Genomic DNA, 17,859 nt, shown 5'->3' on the forward strand with positions numbered 1-17,859 from the left:
CCCTTCCTCCCCCGAAGCGCATCCGCCAGCACCCACCGCCGGTGCAGCTCCACCAACTCGTCCGGCGATGCCTTGCACAGCCGGGCCAGCCGCTCCACGGGGGCGTAGTCGGTGGGCACGGCGTCGCCGTTGCAGTACCGATGCAGCGTCGACGTGCTCATGTGCAGCCGTTTGCCGAGGACTCCGTAGCTGAGTCCCGAGCGGTCCTTCAACTGCCTCAGGAATGCCGCGAAATCGGCCGCCGCAGTGCCTTCCGACACCGTTCCTCCCTCCCCCATGTCCCATTCCCCCGTTCCAGGGGAAGGGCGTTTCACCAGGTCAGACGCGTTCCAGTCGTTCCAGTGTCCCTCATCGCCCGCCGGAAGTGGCGGCCGGGACGGGAACCGGATCATGCTCTGGTCATCCAAGCACGCCGCTCCCGGCAACCGGTCGAGCGGATGCACTCAAACCCTTTGCACGGACAAGGAATCAGCCATGCGCACCTTCCGCCACGCCCGCCTCCTCGCCGCGACCGGCGCCGCCCTGACCGCCCTCTCGCTCACCGCCTGCGAGAACGGCTCCGGCACCCGCGACGAGGGCGCCGGAGCGTCGGGGTCGCAGACCTCGACGACGCAGGAGTCGAAGCCGGCAGAGGACAAGTCGTCGCAGGGCCAGTCCTCGCAGGGCCAGTCGTCCCAGAACTCCGGCTCCGCAAAGGGCTCCGGGCAGACCTCCCAGCCGGGCGACTCGGCGCAGAACGGCTCCGGCGGCAGCGCCGGCAAGGACGACGACGCCCCGAGCGACCTCGCCCTCTGCAACGGCTCCAACACCCGGACCACGGCCCAGCCGGTCCCCCGCCCGCTCAACCACATGCTGCTCACCGTCACCAACACCGGCTCGAAGCCGTGCGGCCTGATGTACTACCCGGTGCTCCGCTTCGACGAGATGCAGTGGGTGCCGCAGGCGATCGAGGACACCCAGCCGCAGGCCGTGACGATCCTGGACCCGGGCGCCTCCGGCTACGCGGGCGTCCTGCTCAGCGCGGCCGACGGCAGCGGCACGGGAGGCGACACCGGTCGCAAGCTCACGATCGCCTTCCAGGGCAGGACCCCGAACAGCGACGGCGGCCCGTCGGCCACGCCCTCCCTGCCGGCCAAGGGCGTCCACTACGACAGCGCCCTGAGCGTCACCTACTGGCAGACGGACGTCGAGACGGCCCTCAACTGAACGGCGCCTCGGGGGAACGACGACTCGAGCTGATTCCCGCGGCCTCCGGGGCACTTCGGTGCCCCGGAGGCCGCACGGTCCACGGCCGACGCGCGCCGCGCCCGCGCTCATATCCCCTTGGACCGGGGACATGTGCCACGGCACGCCTGACGGGTGACGGACGCGTAGCGTCGGGGCTCGCCACACAGGCCCGGAAAGGAATCACGATGGAGCCCACCGGCATCACGCCCAACCTCCACGTCCCCGACATCGCCGCCGCACGCGACTTCTACACCGGCTACCTCGGCCTGAGCGTCCAGGACTTCGACATGGGCTGGGTCGCTCGCTACCGGACACCCGACGGGAGGGCGCAGATCCAGCTGGTGACCCGTGACGCGACCGCGCCCGAGCCAGCCGCCGTCTCGGTCCGCGTCGGCGCGGGCGTCGACCAGGCCTACGCCGACGCGCTCCGCCGCGGTTACGAGATCGTCCACCCGCTCACCGACGAACCGTGGGGCCTGCGCAGGTTTCTCGTCCGCGCGCCCGACGGCAACGTCCTCAACATCGTCAGCCACCGGGACGACTGACGGCACCTCACGCGCGAGGCTTGTGTGTCGCCGCGAACGCGTCCGCGTCGGCGAGGTCGAAGTCCCCGTGATCGCTGCCGAGCCCCTGCGCCACCAGTGCCGCCGCCGCGCAGCCCAGGACGGCGGACGCGTAGGGCGTCCGGCCGAGGCCCGCGCCCCGTACGAACCCGGCGGAGAACGCATCGCCGCAGCCGGTGGTGTCCACGACGTCGATCGCGAAGGCGGGTACCTGCTCTGCGGTGTCCGGGGTCACCAGCAGCGCGCCGTCCCCGCCCCGCGTGACCGCGACCAGGCCGGCCCCGGCGGCGAGGAGCTTGCGTGCGCCCGCGATCAGGTCCCGCTCGCCGGTGAAGCCGAGGACCTGGTCCTCGTTGGGCAGCATGTGGTCGACGAAAGGCAGCGCGGACTCGATCTGGTCGAAGCTGCCGAGCTCGCCCGGCGCGAGAAGGTCCACGGAGGTGGCCACGCCGTGCTCCTTGGCGTGCGACAGGATGCGCGTGGCGGTGTCGACGCCGATCAGCTCGGGGCCGCCGAGGTGCAGGTGGTCCGCTTCGGCGATGGCGTCCCAGGGCACGTCGTCGGGGCCGTAGGTGATGTTGGCGCCCAGGAGGTGGAGGGAGGGGCGGTCGCCGTTCGGGCGGATGGGCAGCACGCTCGCGGAGGTGGCGGTGTCGGTGCGGCGGACGAGGAACCGGGTGTCGATGCCGGCCCTGTCGAGGAGCTGGACCAGCATGTCCCCGGTGGGGTCCGACCCGATCGCCCCGGCGCTGTGGACCGAGGCGCCGAGCTTGGCGAGGGTGAGCGCGGTTCCGCCGGCCGTGCCGGCGGCCGTCATCCTGATGTCCTCGACCAGCGTCGCGCCCTGGCCCTCGGGTATGGCCTCGACCGGCCGCACCAGTACGTCCAGCACATGCACGCCCAGTGTCACGACCTTCATCGGTTTCCCTCCTGCACGGGTGATACGGGGTGGGTGGTGCCGTAGTTCCGGGCGAGCGCGGCCTCGATCACGGCGAGTTGCTGCTGTTCGTCGAGGACACGGGGCGTGCCGACGGCTGCGGCGTGCTGGTAGACGCCGCACGCCCACTCCAGCAGCAGCGCGTGCTCGACCGCCTTGCTCAGTGTCGGGGCGTGGGTGAGCGCGCCGTGGCTGGCCATCAGCGCCGCGCTACGGCCGTCCAGCGCCTTCAGGACGGACTCGGCGAGCTCGGGGGTGCCGAAGGTGGCGTACGGCGCGACCCGCACCGAGCCGCCGAGGGCGAGCAACTGGTAGTGGATGCAGGGCAGTTCGTCGAGGACGCAGGACAGTGCGGTCGCCATCGGAGCGTGCGTGTGGACGACCGCGCCCGCGCCGTAGCGGCGGTAGACGCCCAGGTGCAGGTCGAGTTCGGAGGTCGGCTCGAACGTGCCGGCCACGACGGCTCCGTGGAGGTCGACCACGGTCACCTGGTCCGCCGTGAGTTCGGCGAGGACCGCGCCGGTCGCCGTGATCGCGACTCGGTCGTCCACCCGTGTGCTGACGTTGCCGGCCGTGCCGATGAGCAGGCCCTCGGCCCCCAGTCGACGGCACGCCTCGGCCACGGCGGCGCGCTCCTGACCCAGCACCGAGCTTGAGCCTGTCATGTTCGCGACGCTAGCCTAAAGCTGAAACAAAGTCACGTTCACATTCGGAGGCCGCACATGGGCGATCCGCCCCCGGAGCCCGGCGGCACCTGGCAGGTCCCGCTGCGCCGCACTCCCCAACAGGCGCGCAGCAGGGCCCGGCTGGCCCGGGTCCTGCAGGCCGCGGAACGCGTCCTGGTCCGCGAAGGACCGCAGGCGCTGACGACGACCCGGATCGCGGCGGAGGCCAAGGTCTCGGTCGGTTCGCTCTACCAGTACCTGCCCGACCGGGACGCCATCGTCGACGCCCTCGCGGCGGGCTACTTCGCCCGGCTGGAGGCGACCATGGACGACCTGGTCCGGGCCGCGACGACCGAGCGGTGGGGCGACCCGGTCGGCGTGCTCATCGACACCTACGCCGCGATCTACCGCACCGAACACGGCTTCAGGGCCCTGTGGTTCGGCAGCAGCCTCACCGAGCAGACGCGGGCGGCGGACCGCGAGCACAAACGCCGGATGGCGGACGGCATCCGGCGCATCCTGCTGGCCCTGGGCCTCGCCCGGGACGACGAGGCGCTCGCCCGCGCCTGCCATGCCGCGGTCCTCGCCGCCGACGCCCTCGCGCAGGAGGCGTTCCGCCGGGATCCCGAGGGTGATCCAGGCCTGCTCGACGAGGCGAGGCTCATGCTGCGCGGGTACCTCACCGGCGTCACCGCGCGCTATCGCTGACCTGGGGCTCCGCGAACGGCTCAGTCGGCTCTGGCATCCTGGCGTGGTGCTGAAGCCCACGCCCGTCACCCCGGACGCCCCCGGACGCATACGCATCCCTCTCCTCACCCAGGAGTGGCTCGACCTCACGTTCATCCACTGGGCCGTCGAGCCGGACGTGGTGGCGGGGCTGCTGCCGAAGGGCACCGCTCCGGACACGCACGACGGGGTCACGTACGTCGGCCTGGTCGCCTTCCGGATGCATCGGGTCGGCTGGCTGCGGATGCCCGGAGTGCCGTATCTCGGGACCTTTCCGGAGACCAATGTGCGCCTGTACTCGGTGGACGAGCACGGGCGGCGCGGTGTCGTGTTCCGGTCGATGGACGCCTCTCGGCTGATCCCGGTCGTGATGGGCCGCGTCGGCTTCCGGCTGCCGTATCTGTGGTCCCGGATGACCGTCCGACCTTCCGGCGACACGGTCACCTACACCAGTTCCCGTCGCTGGCCCGGCCCGCGCGGCGCGTCCAGCCGCATCACCGTGCGCACCGGCGAGCGCATCGAGGAGCCCACCGCGCTGGAGCACTTCCTCACCGCCCGCTGGGGCATGCACAACGCCTTCTTCGGCGGGCCCGAGCCGCTGGCGTTCCTGCCCAACCATCACCCCCGCTGGCCGCTGTACCGCGCCGAGCTGCTCACCTGCGAGGAGAACCTGATCACGGCGGCCGGACTGCCGGCCCCGAGCTCCGCCCCGGTCAGCGTCCTGTACTCCCCCGGCGTCCCCGTCCGTCTCGGCCGTCCGGCGCGCCCCGCGGGCATCCCCACGCCCTGACCGGCACGCGCGTGTCGAATTTCCGTGCCCGGCGCCGACGTATCGGATGAGGGCTGGGGCCGCGCCATGCGGCCGCACGGCCGGCAGCCGGTTCGGAACGGAGATCGATCATGTTGCTGAAGGACAAGGTCGCTGTGGTGTACGGCGCGGGTGGCGCCATCGGCGGGGCCGCCGCGCGCGCCTTCGCCCGTGAGGGAGCGCGGGTCTTCCTCGCCGGGCGAACCGCGGCGCCGCTGGACAGGCTCGCCGAGGACATCCGTGCCGCGGGCGGCGAGGCGGAGACCGCCGTGGTCGACGCGCGCGATGAGTCGGCGGTGGACTCCTTCGTCGACGGCGTCGCCGCGCGGGCCGGGCGGATCGACGTCTCGTTCAACGCCATCGGCTACGGAGACGTCCAGAAACCGCTGATGGAGATCTCGGAGGCGGACTTCCTCCAGCCCATCGTGACCGCGATGCGGTCGCAGTTCCTGACGACGCGGGCGGCGGCCCGGCACATGACCGCGCGCGGCACCGGAGTGATCCTCGCCTTCGGCGGCGGCGGGCCGCAGACACTGCCCGGCCTCGGCGGTTTCAAGATCGCGCTGGACGCCCTGGAGGGGTTGCGCCGCCAGTGGGCCATCGAGCTGGGCCCGCACGGCATCCGAGTCGTGACCTTGAAGACCGGCGGTGTGCCGGAAACCCTGCCCGAGGGGTTCCCCGGCGGGGACGCGATCGTCGACAGCCTGGTCGGGGCGACGCAGCTCGGACGCGCCGCGACCCTCGCGGACGTCGGTGATGTGGCCGCCTTCGTCGCCTCCGACCGGGCTCGTACGCTCACCGCGACGGACGTGAACATCTCCTGTGGCGCCATTGTGGACTGAGGCGCCGCGGCTCGGCACGGCGAACGCAAGGGGGCCCGGACCGGTCTTCCCGGTCCGGGCCCCTGCGGAACGTCGCCGCGTCAGGCGCCGTTCTGCTGTGTCGTCACCCTCATCGGGCGCTGCGCCTGGCGCGGATCAGCACCAGGAGGCCGCCCATCAGGAGGACTGCACCGGCCGCGGCCGGCCACAGCGTGGTGCCCGTCTCGGCCAGGTTGCCGGCGACCGCCTGGGGCTTGGTGCCCAGACTGTCCTCGGTGTCTTCGCCGGCGGGTGGCGTCTGCGCCGCGGCACCCGACGCGTTCGCGTCGTCGTCGCCGGAGCCGCCCTGTGCCTGATCGTTGTCCGCGGCGGCCGACGGGGTTCCGTCCGACTTGGGCGCCACCGTGCTCGACACGGTGGGCTTGTCGTCGTTCGCCGGGTCGGTGGCCGGCTCCTCGTCACCGGGCTCCTCGGTCGCGGGGGCCTCGGTGGCCGGGTCCTCGGTCGCGGGGTCCTCGGTGGCGGGGTCCTCGGTTGCCGGGTCCTCGGTCGCCGGCGGGTCCGTCTGCTCGTCCCCTCCGTTGCCGGGCTCGGGCTTGTCGTCCCCGGCAGGCGGAGTGGTGGGATCCTCGGTCGGCTGCTGGGTCGGCTCCTCCTGGCCCGGGTCGTCGCCCTCGTCGGCGCCGACACCGCACTTGCGGCCGTCGTTGATGCAGTCGACCATCTCGCCCATCAGGTCCTCGTTGAAGACGTTGATGAAGTCGCCGTGGTCGGTGACCGGCTTGTGCAGCTGCTCGGGGAAGGAGTCCACCGCGAACAGCGGGGTCGTCTTCCCGCCGTCCTGGAGGCTGGGCGCGTCGACGTCGTACACGATCCGCTGCACCAGCTGCGGAATGGCCTTGAAGCCGTTCGCGCAGCTGCCGTCCGCGGCGGCGAACGCCACGTGGGTGCGGTGGTTGGCGCTGTCGATGTTCGTCCCGTCCCAGCAGCTCTGGAACTTGAAGGTCCGCACCACGTCGCTGCCCTGCGGGCACAGCGGGTACTTGTCCTTGAGCTGACGGTCCTCGAACCCGGTGCAGCTCCAGGAGGCGTTGGCGTTGGCGGTGCCGTTGACGAACGCCTTGGCGTCACCGGTGATGATGCGCAGCAGGCGCGGCATCTCGGTGACCTTGCTGCGGGGGTTGCCCACGAAGTTCAGCGTCACTTCCTTGGGAGTGACGATCTCGCCGGCGTTGCCCTCGATGCCGCCGCCGGGCGAGTTGGCGTCCTGTTCCTGGCCGCCGTTCTGGAGGCGGATCACGGGCCAGTAGTACGTGGACTTGTCGCCCTGGTTGACGCAGCTCGTCTCGGCGTTCGCCAGGTCCTCGTCGCTCGCGAAGGCGTCGTTGGACTGGTTGCCGATGTAGTCGTGGAAGTGGTGGGCGCCGTTGGAGACGCCGGGGGCCACGATGACGTTGTCCGAGTTGAACAGGCCGTTCTCGTTGACTCCGCAGCTGGTCGCGAAGGTGCCGCGGGATGCGTCCGACGACAGGGCCGGGCTCGGCACGTTCGGCTGCACGGCCTTGATGTCCGCGTAGTCCGCGACAGCGGGACCGTTGCCGGCCTGTCCGCCGTTGCCGTTCTGACCGCCGTCGCCGTTCTGGCCGCCGTCGCCCTGCTGTTGGCCGTCCTGGCCGGCGCCGTCCTGGTTGTCGCCGCCGTTGTCCTGGCCGTCAGCGCCGTCGGCGCCGTCCGCCTGGTCGCCGCTGCCGCTGTCGGGGGCGCGCAGGGTGCAGGCGGCGAGGTCGTCCAGGCCCTGCGGCCGGTCTCCCGCGCGGTCCACGGCGATGGCGATCCGCTCGATCGTCGCGCCGCGCTTCTCCTTCAGCGGCTTCATGATCGCGTTGTCGGCGAAGCCGGCGTCCTGCTGGATCGCCTGCGCCGACTCCGTCAACCGCTGGTAGGCATCGGCGATCTGCTGGTCCAGGAGGGCGAGTTCCTTGGCAACGTCCTCCTTCGCCTCGTCCGGCACGGCCGTCAGCTTGGTGCCGACGTCCGGGCAGTCGATGGTGCCGAACGGGGAGGACAACGTCTGAGCGGAGTCCGCTCCACCGTCTTCGGTCGCCGAGGCATAGACGTTGGCCCCCACCAGGCCGCCGCCGCCCAACATCAGCGCGACCGCTGCAAAAGTCGCGCGCCGTGCGCCCGTTGGGCGTCTTCGCGTGCTGCGTCCCAAGGAAGTACTCCTACGCCTCGTGGTCGGTCAGGGCATCAAAATCCCCTGCCCCTATACGGAGGCCGACCCCACGGTGTTCAACCGTCTCGAGAATTATCAGCAATATCTTATGAGCCGCCTAAACCTCGTCTGAGCCTCGGTGTGCGGCCCCCTGCCGCACGGCCGGGCCGCGCTCACTCCATCAGGCCGGCGGCGAGTGTCGCCCCCAGCTCCCAGCACGCCTCGATGTCGGCCTTGCCGGGCTCGCCCGTCACCGTCACGGGTTGGGCGGCGCGGCGCCAGGCGAGGCCGGTGGTGATGGCGTCGATCGCCCGCACGGCGCCGGTCACGTCGCTGCCGCCGTGCACGTAGTAGCCGAAGGGCCTGCCCCGGGTCGCGTCCAGGCACGGGTAGTAGATCTGGTCGAGGAAGTGCTTGAGGGCGCCCGAGATGTAGCCGAGGTTCGCGGGGGTGCCCAGGAGGTATGCGTCGGCGTCGAGCACGTCGGACGCCGTGGCCGACAGCGCCGGTCGCCGTACGACCTCGACGTTCTCGATCTCGGGCGCGGTCGCCCCGGAGACCACGGCCTCCAGCATGGCCTGGCAGTTGGGCGAGGGGGTGTGATGGACGATCAGCAAGGTAGGCACACTCCGAACCCTGCCGCCGCGCCGCCGATCAACGCAACCGCGGCGCTCCGGCCGTGGGGCCGCCGGAGCCGACCTTGGCGACCGCGCAGGACAGCTGGTCCCGCACCGCTTCGGACAGCGGGTCGCCCTTCACGGCGCCGACCAGGTCGCCGGCGAGGGTGTGCAGTTTGGTGTTGGTGTTCTGGGATGCCTCGACCAGCACCGTCCAGGCGTCCTCGGAGCTCAGGCTGAAGGAGGCCATCAGGATGCCCCGGGCCAGGTCGATGGTGGGACGGGTCTGCATGGCCCTGCGCAGCTGGGCGACCTCGATCCGAAGGTCCTGTACGAAGCCCTCGGAGGCGTCCGTACCTCGCGTGTCCCGGGCCGGGGTGTCATGGGCCTGCGTGTCCTGCCCCTCGCTGCCCGGGGCAGCGAACAGCTCCCGTGTGTGGGTCAGGGCGAGCAGCCGGTCGACGACCGCCCCACTGGCCCGGATCACGACCGTCTTGCCCTGCCTGAGCGCGCGCAGGCGCAGGGCGAGCAGGATGTTGAGGGCGGCGCAGTCGCAGAACGTCACGCCCTTCAGGTCCAGATCGACGCCCCGGACGGAGCGGCCCAGGGCTTCGAGCAGGGCCTTGCGCAGCCGCTCACTGGTGTCGAGGTCGAGTTCTCCGCGCACCTCCACACCGACCCGGTCACCGTCGGGACCATGCACGCAGGACGTGAGCTCCGGCATGTCAGCCTCTCCCTCAGCTGCTCCCCGTCTCCGTAACCAGAGTGAACCCGAACCGCCGAACACGTCAACAGATACATGAAATGCAGTGCGTGTTTTTGTATACGTGAACACGCAGTCGTACTGTTGGAGCATGGACGGAGTCCCTGAGCCGCACACCGGATGGACATTCCTGACCAACCACGCCCGCGTACTGGCGGTGATCGCCGACGACCCGAACGTCCGCATCCGCCATATCGCCGCGCACTGCCGGCTCACCGAACGGGCCGTACAGAAGATCATTTCCGAACTGGAGCGGGACGGCTATCTGTCCCACATCCGGGAGGGCCGCACCAACATCTACCGGATCGAGCCGGGCAAGCTCCTGCGGCACCCCGCCGAGGCCGGGCTGCCCGTGGCTGCCCTGCTCGCCCTGCTGATCCACGACGAGGCCGATCGCGGCGACGCCGCCGAGCAGCTCAGGGGCGCACGGCAGCGGATGCCGCTGGACGGCGGATGATCTCCCGCCCGTCCCCGTCGTGGACGTGAGCGCGGCGGCTCGGGCTCAGCACAGCACGCGCAGGGCGCCCGGCAGGACTCTGACGGTGACCGGGAGGGTTGCCTCGACCTCGCCGTCGGCGCCGTAGGGCACCTCGCGATCGGCCGCGATCCGGATCTCCTTGCCCCGCAGGATCTCCACCTCGGGGCGGCGGACGTGGGCACCGGTCTTGAGCTCGTTCATCAGAGTGAAGAACAGCCGGCGCGGGGCCTCGCGGATCATCACCACTTCCAACATGCCGTCGTCCACGCGGGCGTCGGGCGCGATGAGCCGACCGGAGCCGTAGTAGCCGGAGTTGGCGGCCACGACCGTGTAGCCGGTGTGCAGGTGTTCCTGGCCGTCGACGGTGACCCGGTAGCGTGCGGCGCGCCAGGTGGTGACGGCGCGCAGTCCGCCCGCGTAGTAGGACGCGGCGCCGCGCAGCAGGGTGGCGTTGTTGGCGTGGCGGTTGGCCAGTGCGTCGACTCCGGCGTAGACGCTGCCGAGGACCACGGTGCGGTCGTGGACGGCCGACTCGACCTCGATGGTGTCGACCTTGCGGGGCTCGTGGTGGAGCAGCACCTCGGCGAGCGCCGCCGGGTCGGTGGGCAGGTCGAGTGCCCGGGCGAAGTCGTTGCCGCGGCCGGCGGGGACGAGGCCCAGCACCATGTCGGTGCCGCTGAGGGCGCCACCGATGCCGCCGGCCATTCCGTCGCCGCCGACGGCGAGCACCACCCGCCCCCGCTCCCCGGCGTCCCGGGCCAGTTCCTGGGCGTGGACCAGGCTGCGGCTGTACTGGGTCTCCAGGTCGGCCCCGGCCTCCCGCAGCGGCCGGGCCACTTCCAGCAGCGCGGCCGCTGAGGCGGATCCGCCCGCCGTGGGGTTGACGATGGCGGTGAACTGTCGCATCGGGGTGCCTTTCGGGCCGACGGGAGGGAGCTGCCGGAGGCGGGCCGGGTGATGGGCCGGGGAGCGGGTGAGCGGGAGCGGTGGAGGTACGGGCGCGCTGGGCGCCGGACGCGGCGGGTGTGCCGGGCTCAGTCGAGGGGCAGCAGGACCCCGGGGTTGAGCAGCCCCGCCGGGTCCAGTCGCCGCTTGACGGCACGCAGCGCCTCGACGCCGAGGGGGCCAGCCTCGCGGACGTACCAGTCCCGGTGGTCGGTGCCCACGCCGTGGTGGTGGCTGATCGTGCCGCCCGCGCCGAGGATCGCCTCGTTGGCGGCGTGCTTGGCCTTCTCCCAGTGTGCGACCGGATCGTCGCCCTGGGCCGAGACGACGGTGAAGTAGAGCGAGGCGCCGTTCTCGTAGACGTGCGAGATGTGGCACATGACCAGGGGCGGGGTGCCGGCCTCGGCGAGTGTCGTGGTGAGGGCGTCCCGGACGGACGCGTACAGCTCGGGGACACGTGACCAGAAGGTCGCCGTCTCCAGCGTCTCGACGAACGCACCCGCGTCCAGCAGGGAGTCACGGAGGTACGGGGCCGAGTAGCGGCCGTGCGCCCACCGCTCACCCGGTTCCTCGCCGAGCGGGGTTCCGCCGCAGTCGCGCAGGACGGCCGCGGCGTGCTCGCTGCGGTACGCGACGTCCTCGTCCGTGCCTTCGAAGCCGGCGATCGCCATGCACCCGGCGGACTGCTGCGCGTCGTCGGAGCCCCCGATGGCGTCGGGCTGGGCCAGGCCGATCAGGGTCTCGGTCTCGTCGGACAGCCGCAGCACCGTCGGACGCGGGCCGTCCTGGGCGAGGCGGCGCAGCGCGGCGGCGCCCTCCTGGAAGGAGGCGAAGCGCCAGCCCTCGTACACGCGGGCCTTCGGGACGGGCCGGATCCGCACCGTCACGGAGGTGATGACGCCGAACGCGCCCTCCGAGCCGAGCAGAAGCTGGCGCAGGTCGGGGCCGGCCGCCGAGCGCGGTGCGCGACCGGTGTCGATGGTGCCCTCGGGGGTGGCGACGATCAGGCCCAGGACCATCTCGTCGAAGCGGCCGTATCCGGCGGAAGCCTGACCGCTGGAGCGGGCGGCGGCGAATCCGCCGATGCTCGCCCACTCGAAGGACTGGGGGAAGTGGCCGAGGGTGAAGCCGTGTTCGGCCAGCAGCGCCTCCGCCTGCGGCCCGCGCAGTCCGGGTTGCAGCGTCGCGGTGCGGGAGACCGGGTCGACGGCGAGCAGGGCGTCCATGCGGCGCAGGTCCAGCGCGACGAAGGGGCCGCGCCGGGACGGGGCGAGTCCGCCGACCACGGAGGTGCCGCCGCCGAACGGGACCACGGCCAGGCCGTGTTCGGCGCAGGCGCGCAGCACGGCGAGGACGTCGTCGTGGGTGGCGGGCAGGACGACGGCCCCGGGGACGTCGTCGACCTCGCCGTCGCGGATGCGCAGCAGGTCGGGCGTGGACTTGCCGCGCGTGTGCCGGATGCGGGCCTCGGCGTCGGTGCGGACGTGCTCCTCGCCGCCGACCGCGGCGGACAGGGCCTGGCGCGCGGCGGGTTCGAGTCCCGGCTCGGGTACGGCGATGTCCTCCAGGGCGACCGGCCCGGCCGTGCGGGGCTTGACTCCGAGCAGATCGCGCAGCAGGCCGATCACGGTCTCGGGCAGCGGCGCCGCCTTGGCCGGGTCGCCCCAGCCGCTCCACAGCATGTCCATGACTGTCGTCCTCACCGGTCGATTCGAGCGATGCCGTGTCCCGGACGGCCTCGCAGGCGTTACACTGTGACACATGACGCCTATTCGTCACAACCACTCGGACAGCGACGCGGTGCTCGACGCGGTGCGCGACTGTGTCCTGGCCGTCGGAGTCCGCCGTACGACGCTGACCGACGTGGCCCGCCGCGCGGGCGTCTCCCGGATGACGCTGTACCGGCGGTGGCCCGATGTGCGCTCCCTGGTGGGGGACCTGATGACCCGGGAGTGGGTCGCGGTCGCCACGGGAGCCATGCCCGAACGGCGCCCGGGGACGGCCACGCGCGGCCTGATCGTGGACGGGCTCGTGGCCGGGGTGGAGGCCTTCCGGGCCCACCCGCTCTTCCAGAAGATCGTGGACGTCGACCCGGAACTACTCCTTCCGTACGTCCTCGACCGCCGGGGCGCGAGCCAGGAGGCCCTCCTCGCCCTGCTCGCGGACGCCGTGCAGGAGGGCCACGCCGACGGCTCGGTCCGGGCCGGACATGTCCAGCGGCAGGCGCGGTCCCTGCTGCTGATCGTCCAGTCCTTCACCCTGTCCCTGCGGACCATGACCGACGAGGACGACGCCGACCTGAGCAGCGATGCCTTCCTGGCGGAACTGCGCAGCATCCTGGAGAGGACCCTCACGCCATGACCCCTGTCACTCCCCCGGTTCCCGGATCGTCGCTGTCCGCCGCCCGGCGCTCGCGCGAACTGACCGAGACCGTCGGCGGTCCGGTCGTGGACGTCCTGGTCGTCGGCCTCGGCGCAACGGGCGCGGGAGCGGCCCTGGACGCCGCGGCACGCGGTCTGACGGTGGCTGCCGTCGACGCCCACGACCTGGCCTTCGGCACCTCGCGCTTCAGCAGCAAGCTCATCCACGGCGGGCTGCGCTACCTCGCCTCGGCGCAGCTCGACGTGGCCCACGAGAGCGCCGTCGAGCGCGGGGTGCTGATGGAGCGCACGGCCCCGCATCTGGTGCGGGCGCAGCCGTTCGTGCTGCCCCTGACTCCGCTGGTCTCCCGCGCCCAGTCCACCCTGGCCTGGGCCGGCTTCCAGGCCGGTGACGCCCTGCGCCTGGCAGCCCGAACAGCCCGCGCCACCCTGCCCGCCCCGCGCCGCCTGTCCACGGTGGAGACCCGGCACCTCGCCCCCGCCCTGCGCACCCAGGGCCTGCGCGGCGGCCTGCTGTCCTGGGACGGCCGGCTCACCGACGACGCCCGTCTGGTGACGGCGATCGCCCGCACCGCCGCCGCACGGGGCGCGCGGATCCTGACCCGCGTCAGGGCTCTGGAGCTCACCGCGTCCGGCGCCCGCATACGTGACGAACTCACCGGCGAGGAGGGCGAGATCAGGGCCCGCGCCGTGATCAACGCGTCCGGCGTCTGGGCGGACGGCCTGGTGGACGGCATCCGGATCCGCCCCTCGCGCGGCACCCATCTCGTGCTGCGCTCCGACCACCTCGGCCCCCTGCCCGCGGGGCTGCACGTCCCGGTCCCCGGCGAGACCAACCGCTTCGTCCTGGTCCTGCCTCAGGGCGACGGCCGGGTGTACGTCGGCCTCACCGACGAGCCCGTCGAGGGTGACATCCCCGACGTTGCGGAAGTGCCCGAGACCGACATCGGCTTCCTGCTCGACGTCCTCGGCTCCGTCCTGGACGTCCCGGTCCGACGCGACGACGTCGTCGGGGCGTTCGCCGGTCTGCGCCCCCTGCTCGACACCGCGCCGACGGCACGTTCCGGGGCGCCGCGCACCTCCGACATCTCCCGTCGGCACGCCGTCCTCACCTCGTCGGAGGGCGTGACCACGGTCGTCGGCGGCAAGCTCACCACCTACCGGCGCATGGCCGAGGACGCCGTGGACGCCGCCGTCGCCACCCACCGGCTCGCCGCCGGCCCCTCCTCCACCGCCACCCTGCCCCTCGTCGGCGCCGCGTCACCCGCCGCGCTCGGTGCGCTGCGCGCCCCGCGCCGTCTGGTCCAGCGCTACGGCACCGAGGCACCGGCCGTGCAGGCGCTCGGCGCAGCCGATCCCCGCCTCGCCGAACCCGTGCTGGCGGGCCACCCCGTCACCGCCGCCGAACTCCTGTGGGCCGTACGCCACGAAGGCGCCCTCGACGAGTCCGATCTGCTCGACCGGCGCACCCGCATCGGGCTGGTGCCGGCCGACCGGACGGCGGCGCTGGACGTAGTGCGCAAGGTATTGGACGAGGTGTCTGCGCAGGTGGGTGAGGTGTAGCCGGGACACGTATCCGGGGTGCGTCAGCTGTTCGCGCGCCGCACTCGCCACACGTTGTCTTCCCGGAAGCCCTCCACGCCGTCGGGCGACACGTGCGCGCTGCGCACCGTCTCCAGCGTCTGGACGGTCCAGTCGGCCTCGGGCAGGGCGAGTTCGTCGAGGACGCCCTGCAGCGTCGGGAAGTCCGCATCGAAGGGCGGCTCGCTCTGCCAGGACGGCCAGCCGGCGTGCATGACGATCAGCAGGGTGCCGCCCGGCGCGACCGCCCGCGCCGCGTGCCGCAGAGCCCGCCCCTGGTCCAGCTCGACCGGCGACTGGAGGAACTGCGCGTTCACCAGGTCGAAGGAGCCCTCGGGGAACGTCTCGCCCAGCACATGGCGTTCCCAGAGCGCGCGGTCGCCCACACCGGCCTCGGCGGCGTGCCGGGCGGCCCGCTCCAAGGCCGTCTGCGAGATGTCGACGCCGGTGACCCGCCAGCCGCGCGAGGCGAGCCACACCGCGTCGGCCCCTTCGCCGCAGCCGAGGTCGAGCGCGCGGCCCGGGGCGAGGTCGGAGGCTTCGCGGACGAGCAGCGCGTTGGGTCGGCCGCTCCACAGCGGGCCGCCGTCGCGGTAGCGGGCCTCCCAGAACTCGGCGGCCTTCGAGGGGTGGGTCTCGGTCATGTCTTCTCCCGGATGCGCAGGTGTGGTGGCGGGACCGGGACGGGCGCGGGGTCCGTCCGGTCCACTGCGTAGAAGCCTGCGGGACGCTACGGAAACCGACAAGGAGTCTTGCCGGTTCGGCAAAACCGTCGGGAGCCGGGACCTCAGGACTACGACCTTGGTGCCGAATCACCTGGGCCCGCAGCCCGATTCGCAGGCTCCTCGCGCCGCCTAGCGTCGAGCCATGCGTATAGGACTCCTTGGCACCGGCAACGTCGCACGAGCACTGGCCCACGGTTGGCGAGCGACAGGGCACGACGTGCTGCTCGGCTCACGCAAACCGGAGGAACGGACCGAACTCGGGCTGCCGGTAGCGGACTTGAGTGCGACGGCTGACCACGCGGAAGTACTCGTCAACGCCACCCCGGGGACGGTCTCCGTGGAACTTCTGCACTCCATCGGCGCGTCGGCCCTGGCCGGCAAGCCCCTGATCGACATCGGGGTCGGCCTCACCGACGACTACGCCGAACTCTCGCACCCCAACAGCAGCCTCGCGGAACTGATCCAGGACGCCTTCCCCCGAACCCCGGTCGTCAAGACGCTGTGCACGATGGACTCCACCGTGATGATCGCCCCGGGCAGCCTGGACGGCCCGAGCACCGTCTTCCTCTCCGGCGACGACGCCGAAGCCAAGCGGACCACCGGCCGACTGCTCACCGACCTCGGCTGGCCCCCGTCGTCCCAGCTGGACATCGGGGGCATCACCACCGCGCGCGGGCAGGAGCACTTCGCGCTGCTCTTCATGGGCATCGCGGGCGGTCTGGGCGCCCACGCCTTCAACGTCAAGGTGGTCACGCGGGCCGCCGCCTGACTCACGCGTCCGGCGCCTCCAGCCAGAAGCCCGCGCGGGTCCGCCAGAGGTCGAGCAGCGCCGTGTTGCCCGACGCGTCGACGGCGGACGCGGGCCGCTTGTAGAAGTACAGGAGCAGGTCGGCCACCGGGCCGCGTGCAGTCACGGCCGCGTTGTCGGCCCCGGGGCGCCAGACGGGCCGCTCGCCGGTGAGGTCGACGAGCCATGCGCCGGCGTCGGTCGCGTCGAAGTGGAGCGTACGGCCGGGACCGAGCAGGTCGGGCAGGTCCGGCCGGGGCTCGAACGCCTCGGGGAAGGTGGAGTACTCCAGCCATTCCTCCACCGCACCGACGGCCAGGTCGCCGTCGAGCCCGAACCCGGCTCCGGCGGCGAGGGCCGCGTCGGCGCGATGCACGACAGTCTCGTACGTCATGCGCCGGGCCCAGAACGCCACCGGCGCGGGCCGCTCCTGCGAAGGGTTCCACGCCGGGGCGTCGGGCCCTGCGGCGCGGAGCGTGGCGCTGAGCCGGGCCGCGCCTTCGGTGAGCCACGGGAGCAGGACGGACTCGTCCTCGTCGGTGTATGCGGTGAGGTCGTTGACCAGGTCGTCGGGGATCGGACCGGCGGCCCGGGTCCGCACGATCTCCTCCGCCCAGCGATGGTCGCCGCCCACGTGCCGCAGCAACTGGCCCAGGTTCCAGCCGGGGCAGGTGAGCACGGGGGCGGTCAGGTCCGCGCCGCGTACATGGGCCGTGAGCCGTTCGGTCTGGGTGACGATCTCGTCGCAGAAGCGCCCGAAGGTCAGCGAGGTCATCACTTCATGATGCCGCAGGGGCAGGACCGGCCTTGTCGGTGGTCTCGGATACCGTATGCCGCCTGAGCAAGATCGGGAGGGGAGAGATCACGATGCTGGTGGGGGTGGGACCCGTAAGACGTCAGCTGGCCCAGGTGGCTTTGCTGGCCGGGGTGCTGACGGGCTGTTCGGGGGCGGCCGAGGGCGACGCAGGGCCGTCGTCGAGCGCTTCGGCGTCGGCGGACGCGGCGAGCGCGAGCGATACGGCGGTCAAGAGCGGGGGCACGATCGGTGCGGCCGGGTCGGCGTGTCCGCTTCCCGTCACGTTCGACATCGCCGAGGACTGGAAGGCCAAGGCCATCGACGCCGGCACGGGCGACGGCGGTGACAGCTCGGCGGATCCCGACAACGAACTCGCCCAGGAGATCGTCGACGCGCTGCTGCACCAGGGCCCGGTCACGGCTGCCTGCGAGGTCGACGCCAAGCCGGCGGGGAACATCGGCTTCCTCCGCGTCTGGACGGGCAAACCCGGCGACGAGGACGCACGCGCCGTGCTGGAGGCCTTCGTGGCGGCGGAGAACGGCGTGAGCAAGGCGAAGTACAGCGCCTTCGAGGCCGGCGGCGTCTCCGGCGCGGAGGTGAAGTACCTCGTCACCAGCAAGCTCCTGGAGGAGACCAAGGAGGAGTCCGCGCTGGCCGTCACCACGAAGCGGGGGCCGGTCGTCATCCACCTCGGCGGGATGGACACCGACGAGCACCGGGAGATGCTGCCGGCGTACGAGCTCGCCAAGCGGACCCTGCGCACCGGCTGAGCGAGGGGTGTGTCCGGCGCGGGCGACGAGCACGCCGCGCCGGACACGAAGGGC

At 72.2% G+C, this 17,859-nt stretch carries 20 protein-coding genes; 10 read left to right on the plus strand and 10 right to left on the minus strand.

Going from position 1 to position 17,859, the window contains the following annotated elements; genetic code table 11:
- Window positions 1-260, minus strand: a 260-nt coding sequence (locus EAO75_RS08330; RefSeq protein ID WP_147994465.1) for a helix-turn-helix domain-containing protein, incomplete at its 3' end; no start/stop codon positions are given.
- A gap of 214 nt (window positions 261-474) precedes the next feature.
- Between EAO75_RS08330 and EAO75_RS08335 the strand changes: the two genes are divergently transcribed.
- On the plus strand, window positions 475-1,206 hold the full coding sequence (locus EAO75_RS08335; RefSeq protein WP_147994412.1) for a DUF4232 domain-containing protein: 732 nt from the start codon (window positions 475-477) through the stop codon (window positions 1,204-1,206).
- Window positions 1,207-1,412: 206 nt separating this feature from the next.
- The gene (locus EAO75_RS08340; RefSeq protein WP_147994413.1) at window positions 1,413-1,772 is read left to right on the plus strand and encodes a VOC family protein; all 360 of its coding nucleotides are present in this window, start codon (window positions 1,413-1,415) and stop codon (window positions 1,770-1,772) included.
- A gap of 7 nt (window positions 1,773-1,779) precedes the next feature.
- Here EAO75_RS08340 and EAO75_RS08345 read toward each other — a convergent pair whose 3' ends face one another.
- Window positions 1,780-2,709 carry a carbohydrate kinase family protein gene (locus EAO75_RS08345; RefSeq protein WP_147994414.1) on the minus strand — a complete coding sequence of 310 codons (930 nt, stop codon included), beginning with the start codon at window positions 2,707-2,709 and terminating at the stop codon, window positions 1,780-1,782.
- Complete coding sequence (locus EAO75_RS08350) at window positions 2,706-3,392, minus strand: class II aldolase/adducin family protein (protein ID WP_147994415.1); 687 nt, start codon at window positions 3,390-3,392, stop codon at window positions 2,706-2,708. The genes EAO75_RS08345 and EAO75_RS08350 overlap by 4 nt, the downstream gene beginning before the upstream one ends.
- Window positions 3,393-3,449: 57 nt before the next feature.
- On the opposite strand from EAO75_RS08350, the gene EAO75_RS08355 reads away from it, so the two are divergent.
- From EAO75_RS08355 to EAO75_RS08365, 3 genes are all read left to right on the plus strand, one after another.
- Window positions 3,450-4,100, plus strand: a complete 651-nt coding sequence (locus tag EAO75_RS08355) for a TetR/AcrR family transcriptional regulator (RefSeq protein WP_147994416.1) — start codon at window positions 3,450-3,452, stop codon at window positions 4,098-4,100.
- Between the two features lie 46 nt (window positions 4,101-4,146).
- Window positions 4,147-4,908 carry a YqjF family protein gene (locus EAO75_RS08360; RefSeq protein ID WP_147994417.1) on the plus strand — a complete coding sequence of 254 codons (762 nt, stop codon included), beginning with the start codon at window positions 4,147-4,149 and terminating at the stop codon, window positions 4,906-4,908.
- A 110-nt stretch (window positions 4,909-5,018) separates the two neighbouring features.
- Complete coding sequence (locus tag EAO75_RS08365) at window positions 5,019-5,768, plus strand: SDR family NAD(P)-dependent oxidoreductase (protein ID WP_147994418.1); 750 nt, start codon at window positions 5,019-5,021, stop codon at window positions 5,766-5,768.
- A 109-nt stretch (window positions 5,769-5,877) separates the two neighbouring features.
- Here the strand turns inward: EAO75_RS08365 and EAO75_RS08370 are convergent, their stop codons facing one another.
- The 3 genes from EAO75_RS08370 to EAO75_RS08380 form a co-directional block, all read right to left on the minus strand.
- Window positions 5,878-7,896 (minus strand): DUF1996 domain-containing protein, encoded by a 2,019-nt coding sequence (locus EAO75_RS08370; RefSeq protein WP_147994419.1) that lies wholly within the window; start codon window positions 7,894-7,896, stop codon window positions 5,878-5,880.
- 239 nt (window positions 7,897-8,135) lie between these two features.
- On the minus strand, window positions 8,136-8,588 hold the full coding sequence (locus EAO75_RS08375) for a flavodoxin family protein (protein WP_147994420.1): 453 nt from the start codon (window positions 8,586-8,588) through the stop codon (window positions 8,136-8,138).
- Between the two features lie 28 nt (window positions 8,589-8,616).
- Window positions 8,617-9,303 (minus strand): ANTAR domain-containing protein, encoded by a 687-nt coding sequence (locus EAO75_RS08380; protein ID WP_147994421.1) that lies wholly within the window; start codon window positions 9,301-9,303, stop codon window positions 8,617-8,619.
- Between the two features lie 130 nt (window positions 9,304-9,433).
- Between EAO75_RS08380 and EAO75_RS08385 the strand changes: the two genes are divergently transcribed.
- Window positions 9,434-9,799: a helix-turn-helix transcriptional regulator gene (locus EAO75_RS08385; RefSeq protein ID WP_147994422.1), complete on the plus strand. Its 366-nt coding sequence runs from the start codon at window positions 9,434-9,436 to the stop codon at window positions 9,797-9,799.
- A 45-nt stretch (window positions 9,800-9,844) separates the two neighbouring features.
- Here EAO75_RS08385 and EAO75_RS08390 read toward each other — a convergent pair whose 3' ends face one another.
- A complete protein-coding gene (locus EAO75_RS08390; RefSeq protein ID WP_147994423.1) occupies window positions 9,845-10,726 on the minus strand; it encodes a YegS/Rv2252/BmrU family lipid kinase in 882 nt (293 codons plus the stop codon).
- 128 nt (window positions 10,727-10,854) lie between these two features.
- On the minus strand, window positions 10,855-12,453 hold the full coding sequence (locus tag EAO75_RS08395) for an FAD-binding oxidoreductase (protein WP_147994424.1): 1,599 nt from the start codon (window positions 12,451-12,453) through the stop codon (window positions 10,855-10,857).
- Window positions 12,454-12,526: 73 nt separating this feature from the next.
- Between EAO75_RS08395 and EAO75_RS08400 the strand changes: the two genes are divergently transcribed.
- Both EAO75_RS08400 and EAO75_RS08405 read left to right on the plus strand, forming a co-directional pair.
- On the plus strand, window positions 12,527-13,126 hold the full coding sequence (locus EAO75_RS08400) for a TetR/AcrR family transcriptional regulator (protein WP_147994425.1): 600 nt from the start codon (window positions 12,527-12,529) through the stop codon (window positions 13,124-13,126).
- Window positions 13,123-14,709 (plus strand): glycerol-3-phosphate dehydrogenase/oxidase, encoded by a 1,587-nt coding sequence (locus EAO75_RS08405; RefSeq protein WP_147994426.1) that lies wholly within the window; start codon window positions 13,123-13,125, stop codon window positions 14,707-14,709. Before EAO75_RS08400 ends, EAO75_RS08405 begins: the two co-directional genes overlap by 4 nt.
- A 23-nt stretch (window positions 14,710-14,732) precedes the next feature.
- Here EAO75_RS08405 and EAO75_RS08410 read toward each other — a convergent pair whose 3' ends face one another.
- Entirely contained in the window at window positions 14,733-15,371 is a 639-nt protein-coding gene (locus EAO75_RS08410) for a class I SAM-dependent methyltransferase (protein WP_147994427.1), read from the minus strand.
- Window positions 15,372-15,594: 223 nt separating this feature from the next.
- Here EAO75_RS08410 and EAO75_RS08415 point away from each other — a divergent pair, with 223 nt between their 5' ends.
- Window positions 15,595-16,221, plus strand: coding sequence for an NADPH-dependent F420 reductase (locus EAO75_RS08415; RefSeq protein WP_147994428.1), 627 nt, complete (start codon window positions 15,595-15,597; stop codon window positions 16,219-16,221).
- A gap of 1 nt (window position 16,222) precedes the next feature.
- Here EAO75_RS08415 and EAO75_RS08420 read toward each other — a convergent pair whose 3' ends face one another.
- A complete protein-coding gene (locus EAO75_RS08420; RefSeq protein WP_147994429.1) occupies window positions 16,223-17,014 on the minus strand; it encodes a maleylpyruvate isomerase N-terminal domain-containing protein in 792 nt (263 codons plus the stop codon).
- Window positions 17,015-17,106: 92 nt separating this feature from the next.
- Between EAO75_RS08420 and EAO75_RS08425 the strand changes: the two genes are divergently transcribed.
- Window positions 17,107-17,805, plus strand: coding sequence for a lipoprotein (locus tag EAO75_RS08425; protein WP_147994430.1), 699 nt, complete (start codon window positions 17,107-17,109; stop codon window positions 17,803-17,805).
- Window positions 17,806-17,859: the final 54 nt, after the last annotated feature.

The sequence above is a fragment of the Streptomyces sp. UW30 genome, assembly GCF_008042075.1.
Classification (GTDB): domain Bacteria; phylum Actinomycetota; class Actinomycetes; order Streptomycetales; family Streptomycetaceae; genus Streptomyces.

Bases quoted from the DNA above. Each gene is read 5' to 3' on its own strand.
- EAO75_RS08400 (WP_147994425.1), top strand. From the start codon at position 12,527: ATGACGCCTATTCGTCACAACCACTCGGACAGCGACGCGGTGCTCGAC.
- EAO75_RS08335 (WP_147994412.1), top strand. From the start codon at position 475: ATGCGCACCTTCCGCCACGCCCGCCTCCTCGCCGCGACCGGCGCCGCC.
- EAO75_RS08355 (WP_147994416.1), top strand. From the start codon at position 3,450: ATGGGCGATCCGCCCCCGGAGCCCGGCGGCACCTGGCAGGTCCCGCTG.
- EAO75_RS08365 (WP_147994418.1), top strand. From the start codon at position 5,019: ATGTTGCTGAAGGACAAGGTCGCTGTGGTGTACGGCGCGGGTGGCGCC.
- EAO75_RS08405 (WP_147994426.1), top strand. From the start codon at position 13,123: ATGACCCCTGTCACTCCCCCGGTTCCCGGATCGTCGCTGTCCGCCGCC.
- EAO75_RS08380 (WP_147994421.1), bottom strand. From the start codon at position 9,303: ATGCCGGAGCTCACGTCCTGCGTGCATGGTCCCGACGGTGACCGGGTC.
- EAO75_RS08415 (WP_147994428.1), top strand. From the start codon at position 15,595: ATGCGTATAGGACTCCTTGGCACCGGCAACGTCGCACGAGCACTGGCC.
- EAO75_RS08345 (WP_147994414.1), bottom strand. From the start codon at position 2,709: ATGAAGGTCGTGACACTGGGCGTGCATGTGCTGGACGTACTGGTGCGG.
- EAO75_RS08425 (WP_147994430.1), top strand. From the start codon at position 17,107: ATGCTGGTGGGGGTGGGACCCGTAAGACGTCAGCTGGCCCAGGTGGCT.
- EAO75_RS08350 (WP_147994415.1), bottom strand. From the start codon at position 3,392: ATGACAGGCTCAAGCTCGGTGCTGGGTCAGGAGCGCGCCGCCGTGGCC.
- EAO75_RS08420 (WP_147994429.1), bottom strand. From the start codon at position 17,014: ATGACCTCGCTGACCTTCGGGCGCTTCTGCGACGAGATCGTCACCCAG.
- EAO75_RS08410 (WP_147994427.1), bottom strand. From the start codon at position 15,371: ATGACCGAGACCCACCCCTCGAAGGCCGCCGAGTTCTGGGAGGCCCGC.
- EAO75_RS08340 (WP_147994413.1), top strand. From the start codon at position 1,413: ATGGAGCCCACCGGCATCACGCCCAACCTCCACGTCCCCGACATCGCC.
- EAO75_RS08370 (WP_147994419.1), bottom strand. From the start codon at position 7,896: ATGTTGGGCGGCGGCGGCCTGGTGGGGGCCAACGTCTATGCCTCGGCG.
- EAO75_RS08390 (WP_147994423.1), bottom strand. From the start codon at position 10,726: ATGCGACAGTTCACCGCCATCGTCAACCCCACGGCGGGCGGATCCGCC.
- EAO75_RS08385 (WP_147994422.1), top strand. From the start codon at position 9,434: ATGGACGGAGTCCCTGAGCCGCACACCGGATGGACATTCCTGACCAAC.
- EAO75_RS08395 (WP_147994424.1), bottom strand. From the start codon at position 12,453: ATGGACATGCTGTGGAGCGGCTGGGGCGACCCGGCCAAGGCGGCGCCG.